The sequence below is a fragment of the Micromonospora deserti genome (assembly GCF_003236335.1).
GTDB classification, from domain to species: domain Bacteria; phylum Actinomycetota; class Actinomycetes; order Mycobacteriales; family Micromonosporaceae; genus Micromonospora; species Micromonospora deserti.
Window position 1 is genome coordinate 20,915 of record NZ_POUB01000055.1, and the last position, 6,342, is coordinate 27,256.

Annotated in this window: 4 protein-coding genes and 4 pseudogenes; 5 read left to right on the forward strand and 3 right to left on the reverse strand. The window is 66.0% G+C overall.

Going from position 1 to position 6,342, the window contains the following annotated elements; all coding sequences use genetic code 11:
* Positions 1-35: 35 nt before the first annotated feature.
* Positions 36-392: pseudogene (locus C1I99_RS10975) on the forward strand (type VI secretion protein); the annotation flags it as partial.
* A 308-nt stretch (positions 393-700) separates the two neighbouring features.
* On the forward strand, positions 701-1,345 hold the full coding sequence (locus C1I99_RS10980; RefSeq protein ID WP_111134107.1) for a hypothetical protein: 645 nt from the start codon (positions 701-703) through the stop codon (positions 1,343-1,345).
* A gap of 344 nt (positions 1,346-1,689) precedes the next feature.
* On the opposite strand, the gene C1I99_RS10985 is transcribed toward C1I99_RS10980, so the two are convergent.
* Positions 1,690-2,826 (reverse strand): NADPH:quinone oxidoreductase family protein, encoded by a 1,137-nt coding sequence (locus tag C1I99_RS10985; RefSeq protein ID WP_233512461.1) that lies wholly within the window; start codon positions 2,824-2,826, stop codon positions 1,690-1,692.
* Here C1I99_RS10985 and C1I99_RS10990 point away from each other — a divergent pair.
* Positions 2,801-3,460 carry a TetR/AcrR family transcriptional regulator gene (locus tag C1I99_RS10990; RefSeq protein WP_111134109.1) on the forward strand — a complete coding sequence of 220 codons (660 nt, stop codon included), beginning with the start codon at positions 2,801-2,803 and terminating at the stop codon, positions 3,458-3,460. The two genes, C1I99_RS10985 and C1I99_RS10990, sit on opposite strands and share 26 nt — an antisense overlap.
* 121 nt (positions 3,461-3,581) lie before the next feature.
* Positions 3,582-3,683 (forward strand): annotated as a pseudogene (locus C1I99_RS33955) (IS5/IS1182 family transposase); the annotation flags it as partial.
* 754 nt (positions 3,684-4,437) lie between these two features.
* On the opposite strand, the gene C1I99_RS32285 reads toward C1I99_RS33955, so the two are convergent.
* Positions 4,438-5,337, reverse strand: coding sequence for a hypothetical protein (locus tag C1I99_RS32285; RefSeq protein WP_146603939.1), 900 nt, complete (start codon positions 5,335-5,337; stop codon positions 4,438-4,440).
* A gap of 391 nt (positions 5,338-5,728) precedes the next feature.
* On the opposite strand from C1I99_RS32285, the pseudogene C1I99_RS11005 reads away from it, so the two are divergent.
* Positions 5,729-6,097, forward strand: a pseudogene (locus tag C1I99_RS11005) (transposase); the annotation flags it as partial.
* Between the two features lie 53 nt (positions 6,098-6,150).
* Here the strand turns inward: C1I99_RS11005 and C1I99_RS32710 are convergent.
* Positions 6,151-6,342 (reverse strand): annotated as a pseudogene (locus tag C1I99_RS32710) (transposase family protein); the annotation flags it as partial.

Genomic DNA, 6,342 nt, shown 5'->3' on the forward strand with positions numbered 1-6,342 from the left:
TCTGAACCCGGCAAACGTTCGTGGACAGCCCACTAGCCATCTCCGCCAACGCCCGCAACAAGGTGTTCTTCTCCTGCGCCCCTGAGGACGCCCACCAGTTGGCCCGGCACACCATGCCCGAGCTCGACGAGCACGACCTGTCGCACCTGGACGCCTACCGGGCGGCGTGCCGACTTGTCGTCAACAGCCGCGAGACCGCAGCGTTCACCCTGCGCACCAACCCACTGCGGGCGCTGGTCGGGGAGGCGACGGCGATCCGGCAGGCCGCCGCGGCCGTACCCGGCCCGTCTGGGAACCGGTCGGCGATCGCCCATCTCGCTGGCGTGGCCGACTCGCCGGACGGCGATGACCCCGATCCGGGCAACCCAACAGCCCAACAGGACACCGTGTAACCCAACAGGCATGCCAAGCAACGATGCTGGCGGCGGCCGGTCGAGGACCTCAACCGCCGGGAAGGCCTTCCGTGCAAGGGCATGGCTGAACGGCTCAGCGGCCACGGGGTTCTCTCGGGGGAGCGAGTGGTGGTGTGCCACGGGGTCCTACATCTGCGTAGTTTCCGACGGTTCTCCGTGGGTGCCGCATTCACCCAACCGGCAGCGTGGTCGCGACGATCTTGTCTTGCTGCCTGCGGCGTATCCGGTGCAGATCCACCCGCAGGTCGAGCAGACGTGGCCCCACCAGGTGGTAGTAGAACTAGCTCATGACCGACGTTGATCGTCAGCAGGCTGCCGACGCGTTTCTAATGCTTCTCGATGAGGCGACCAGGCGCGTAGGCGACAGCTGGTTCCTTCTCCGGTATTCAACCCTTGGCGCGACCGCGCCTCAGGAGACCTACCGCGAACGTGTGTACTGCTACGAGCTGTACCATCAAATCCGCGTGTTGAGTGACACCAAGCTTGGCGAAGCTGCGGGTGCGCCGACCTACTTGCTGTCGGGGGAGATCGACAAAGCCGGCTTGCACGCGGTGACTGATAAGGGTCTTCACAAGCCGGACCTGCTGTGGCACGAACCCGGGAACTGGCAGCGAAATGCTGTGGTCGTGGAGGTCAAGACCGCGTCCGGACTCACGACTGATGGCCTGAGCAAGGATCTTCAGACCTTAGGCGCATTCGTCGACGCAGACGAGCGCGGGTACGAGTACGGCGTACTGCTCGTCTACGGTGACATGGCGGAGAAGGAGCTGCGCGCAGACGTCCTTCGAGTGGCCGTCGACCTTCAGAAGGCCCCAGACCCTCAAACGCCCGACAAAGTCCGCCTCTCGGAAAACGCGCGCCGGCGAATCCATCTGCTGTGGCACCCGCAGGCGGGGAGAGGCACCAAAGACCTGGGAACGTTGGAACGTTAACCGGACCGGGTGTGGGGCGGGGCGACGACTACCGGTCGCCGGAGTCAGTCCCATTGGTCATCGTGGCCCACTGAGCCATTCCGCGTAACGGTGGGTTGCGCTGCGTAGTAGGCGGTCCGAGATCGCCATCTGTGCGAGGGTGCTTGCCGGTAACGTGGACGGCCTACCCGTGCCGCTGTACTGGCAGGCGGCGCCGCCCACTGGCGGGGCTTCTCATCTGGCGGTGCGGCAGCGACTGCCGCGTCTTGATCGTGTCTCACAACGGTCATGATCGCGGCGGCCGTACCCCGACGTGGCCCTTCAGAAAGCCGTGGGGGGGACCGCCGCCTGGCGTCGCGGTCTGTTCAGGGCAGCAGTGCCAGCTTGTCCACGGTGGCCCGTGCTTCCAGTTCCGCGAGTGCCTTCGGCCCCTCGGCCAGCTCATACGCGGTGGGCTGGCCGGGGCTGAGCACCCCGGCGGCGAGGAGCCCGAACATCTCACCCATGACCTCGCCGAAGATCTGCGGTGCGGCCTGGATCAGGATGCCGATGTTCAGGCCGATGACGTGGATCTGGTGCTTGTAGACCAGCTCCCAGTTGGTGATCGCGGCTTCTCCGCCGGCCACGCCATAGACGACGACTCGGCCGGTGACCCGCTTGGTCGCGGCCAGGCTGGCGTCGAGGGTGGCGCCGCCGACCGACTCCAGCACCAGGTCGGCGCCCGCGCCGCCGGTCAGTCGCAGGACGTCGGCGGCGAGGTCGGCGCCGCGGGAGTCGATGACGTGGTCGGCGCCTTGCGCCCGTACCATCTCATGCTTGCCTGGCGAGGCCGTGGCGATCACCGTCGCGCCGTAGTGCTTGGCCATCTTCACCGCGGCCTGGCCAGTCCCGCCGGCAGCGGCGTGGATCAGCACGGTCTGCCCTGCGGCGATGCCGCCCAGCGGCTTGAGCGCCGCCAGCGCGGTCGGCCAGTTCACGACTAGGCCCAACGCCTGCTCGTCGGCCCAGCCCGCCGGCACGGGAACCGCTGCGGCCGCGGGCAGCACCATGTACTCGGCGAAGGCGCCGCCTTTGATGCCGACGCCGATGACGTGGGCGCCGGGCTCCAGGTCGGTCACCCCCTCGCCAACGGCGGTGACTTCACCGGCGCCCTCGATGCCCGCCAGATACGGCGGCTGCGGGCCACCTGCGAACGTGCCGCGGGCCTGCGAGATGTCGACGAAGTTAACGCCGGCTGCGGTGACCCGGATCAGGACCTCGCCCGGGCCTGGGCTCGGTACCGGCGCGTTGGTGATCAAGCACAGGTCCTGCGGGCCGTTCAGGGACGTCTGCTGGAGGGCGCGCATGGTTGCGCGAATAGTCATTGCAGTCAGCTTCCTTTTGATTATCGAACGGCCAACAAACTGTGTCACGGCCGCTCGGTGCAGGTCAAGGTAAACTTGATCGAACGACCAACAAGTACGGAGACGCATCCAGATGGCTACTCGCGGCAGGCCGCGCACCTTCGACCCGGACACCGCCCTGCGCCAGGCGCTGGACCTGTTCTGGGAACGGGGCTACGAGGGCACCTCGCTCAACGACCTGGCCCAGGCCATGGGAATCGCCTCAGCCAGCATCTACGCCTGCTTCGGCAGCAAGGAGGACCTGTTCCGCAAGGTCATGGCGCTCTACGGCACGACCTCAGGCGAGCCGCCCCGGCGCGCGCTGCGCGAACAACCGACCGCACGCGCCGCGATCCACGAAATGCTGCGCGCCACCGCCGATCAGATCACCCGCCCCGACACCCCCCACTACTGCATGCTCATCCTCGCCGCCCCCACCGGCGCCGTGGAAAACCACGCGGTGCGGGAGTTCCTGGCCGACCGCCGCCGCGACCAGCTCACCACCATCAGAGACCGGCTCGCCCGCGGCGTCACCGACGGCGACCTCACCGCGCCGCCCGCCAGCCTCGACGCCATCGCCCGCTACTACACCACCGTGGTGCAAGGCCTCTCCATACAAGCCCGCGACGGCGCCACCCGCACCGAGTTGGAAGCCGTCATCACCTGCGCGATGGCCGCATGGGACACGCTCACCTCCGCACCGTCACACCGGCGGTTGAGTCTCAGGAGAGATCACGATCTCGGACTGCCGTAGTAGTCGACCGTCGGTAGTGCGGTGCCACGCCGGATCGGTTGCGGTGCAACGAGAAGACGCAGAACCCGGGTATGAAGGTGGTCCTCTCACAGATCAACTTCATAAGGGTTCTGCGTCGACGATGAGTGTCACATACACCTCGGTGCTGCCGGTACGGCAGCAAACGGTGGACTTGCTGGCCGGTCTGCTGGCCGCCGAACGGATGCGGCGGCTCCACAGAGGCCACTCACTCCATAGATTCCCAGCTCAGGGCACCCCCGGACCGACTACGCAATCACCCTGACCACACCCGCACCACATGACAGCGTTCAGTAGTCAACCGCTTGCGCGGAATGGCTCACTGAGCCGCTTGTTAGCGCCATCCATCTAGATTGAACGTTTTTGGGCACGGATTCCTCACCTTCCGGAAAGGATCTTAGTAGTTCCCCTGTCCGGAAAGTTCGTGGCATCCTACACGTCAGTTCGGGACCCACGATGATGCCGGTTGAGGCCGGGTGGGCGAGAGTCCGTCGATGTGGTCGGCAGACGCTGTCCACGGGCGGTTCTAGTAGTGCTCCGTCATGATTGCTAGCAGTCTCGGGGCCAGTGGTCGGGGAATTGGGTGTCGCAGGTGGGGCAGGTGCCGATGATGCGGGCCAGGTGGGTTTGGATGTGTCGGAGTACGCCGTAGAGGGTCATTCCGGCACTGGGGTTTTTGGGGCGGTGGCGGAGCCAAGTGAGGAATCCGTGGCGGCGGAGATTAAGGGGACGTGGTGGTGCCAGCCGGTCCATTTGCATCGACGGCATCCTGCGCGCGGACCTAGACGTGCCCCGCAAGCAGCGGCACACCGTGAAACGGATCTACGACCGGCTGAGCGCCGAGCACGACATGCTCGACGTGTCCTACGCGGTGGTACGCGCGACATCTGTGCTGGTCATCGTCATGGGACGGTACCAGGGTCCGGGCTCGCCCGGACCCTGCCTGGTACGTTCCCCAGTCAGCTGGTGCTGAACCGCCAGCCCTCAAGTACGGTGGGCGCCACCGTGGACGCGGCCACGTTGCTCCGCTCCCAGCACTGGCCGCCGAAGCCGCCCGGCCGCTGGGCGTCGTAACTCTGCCAAACCAACTGGCCCGTGTAGGCGACGTTGAACACCTCGACGCCGTACCGACCGACGACGCGGCTCTGCGGCGGCACGGTGACCGTCGCGTTGATCCCGATCTGGGTCGTCCGGGACTGCACGATCTGGACGCTCACCGTCGACTGGAGCTTTTCGGTGAGCTGCGCCGACGTTCCGAGCGTCACGGTCACCGTGTACGTGTTCGACACTGACGAGGTGAAGGTGGCCTCGATCGGCGAGGTCAGCGTGTTGTCGACGATCCGCCCGTCGCTGACCGCGAACGCTGGCGAGGCGGAATTGACCGTGTAGTTCACGCCTTCCCAGACCAGGCGGTTCCGGCTCGCGGTCCGGGCCTTCCAGACGATGCCCGGGTCGGTCGGGCACGCGATGTCGGGACCGTACAGGCCCGCGTGCGCAGGTGTGGGCACGACCAGCGTCGCCACCCCCGCGGTGACCGTGACGAGCGCGGCTGAGGCGGATCGCCGCCGCGACAGGATTCTCAACGTGCTGGTAACGCCGACCGTAGCAAGGTAGGCCATCAGCCGGATACCCCGTCTGGTGTGCGTTTTCGACAGTTCGCGCCCGGTATTCGCCGGGCGTCTCAGGAAGACCATGAAACCTCCATGTTTGGATGGATGAGCGTGGTGCGTCGTGGGCCGCCTGTATGTATTGCCACACATCACCCCGCGACTGGTCAAGGAATTGGCCGGCGTCAACCGCCCGCGAACCGGAGGCTGCGTCTTCGCGCGGCCGGATACTGCGCGATCGCGCAAGGTCAAGCCGTGAATCAGACGCCCTCTCATCCGCGGATCAAACCAGGGCATCTCGCATCGGCATCAATCCGGTGAACCTGGCCCCAGTGGTGATCATTCGACCCTGCCGACGCCTCGCCGACCAGGCCCACGAAAGCAGCAATACATAGCCGGAATGATCAAAACGCACCAGTTACTGGACGTTTGTTTCACCTTCGCGCCAGTAGTGGGCGGTTCACGTTCCGATCTCGGCAGTGCGAGATTTCCGTCTCTCCCCAGAAAGAGCGCATCTCGTCGGACACGGCCCTGACCGAAATCAGAGCGTTTCACCTCGGGATCGCGTCTGGTTCACTTTCACCCCGGCATCGACGGACATCACGTCCGTTGAGCCGACGCCCCGACGATGTACGCCTTCACCATGACCAAACGGCGACCCTATCCGTCCGACCTGTCCGACGCCCGGTGGGCCCTGATCGCGCCCCGCCTGACCTCCTGGCGACAGGCCCGCACCGACGCCGGCGTCAGCGGCCGCGCCCCCACCCACGACCTGCGCGACATCTTCGACGCCATCCTGTACGTCAACCGCACCGGCATCGCCTGGCGCTACCTGCCCCACGACTTCCCGCCCTGCCGGACCGTCTACGGCTACTTCGCCGCCTGGAGCAAGGAAGGCATCTTTACCGAACTGAACTACCAGCTCACCGGCCTCGTCCGTGACCACCACGGCCGCACCATCGAACCCACGGCGTCGATCATGGACAGCCAGAGCGTGAAGACCTCCACTAACGACTTCGTGCGCAATTAGGTGGGGCGGTGAGCTGCGGTGATCCGGTTTCGCGGCTACCAGGTGATCATGCGGTCGGACACCAGCCCGGCGACGGCGTCGATGGTCTCGGGCAACAGGTCGCGGCGGCCGGTGAACCGTTGTAGTTGTCGCCACCACTTCAGTTCGGCGATGGCGTGCTCGACCGGGATCCGTTGGGACGATTGGTGTTTACGCTCTGCTTCCCAGGCGGCCTGTCTGGCGGGTGG

Excerpts from the sequence above, each read along its gene's own strand:
- C1I99_RS10980 (WP_111134107.1), top strand. The coding sequence starts at position 701 with ATGACCGACGTTGATCGTCAGCAGGCTGCCGACGCGTTTCTAATGCTT.
- C1I99_RS10990 (WP_111134109.1), top strand. The coding sequence starts at position 2,801 with ATGGCTACTCGCGGCAGGCCGCGCACCTTCGACCCGGACACCGCCCTG.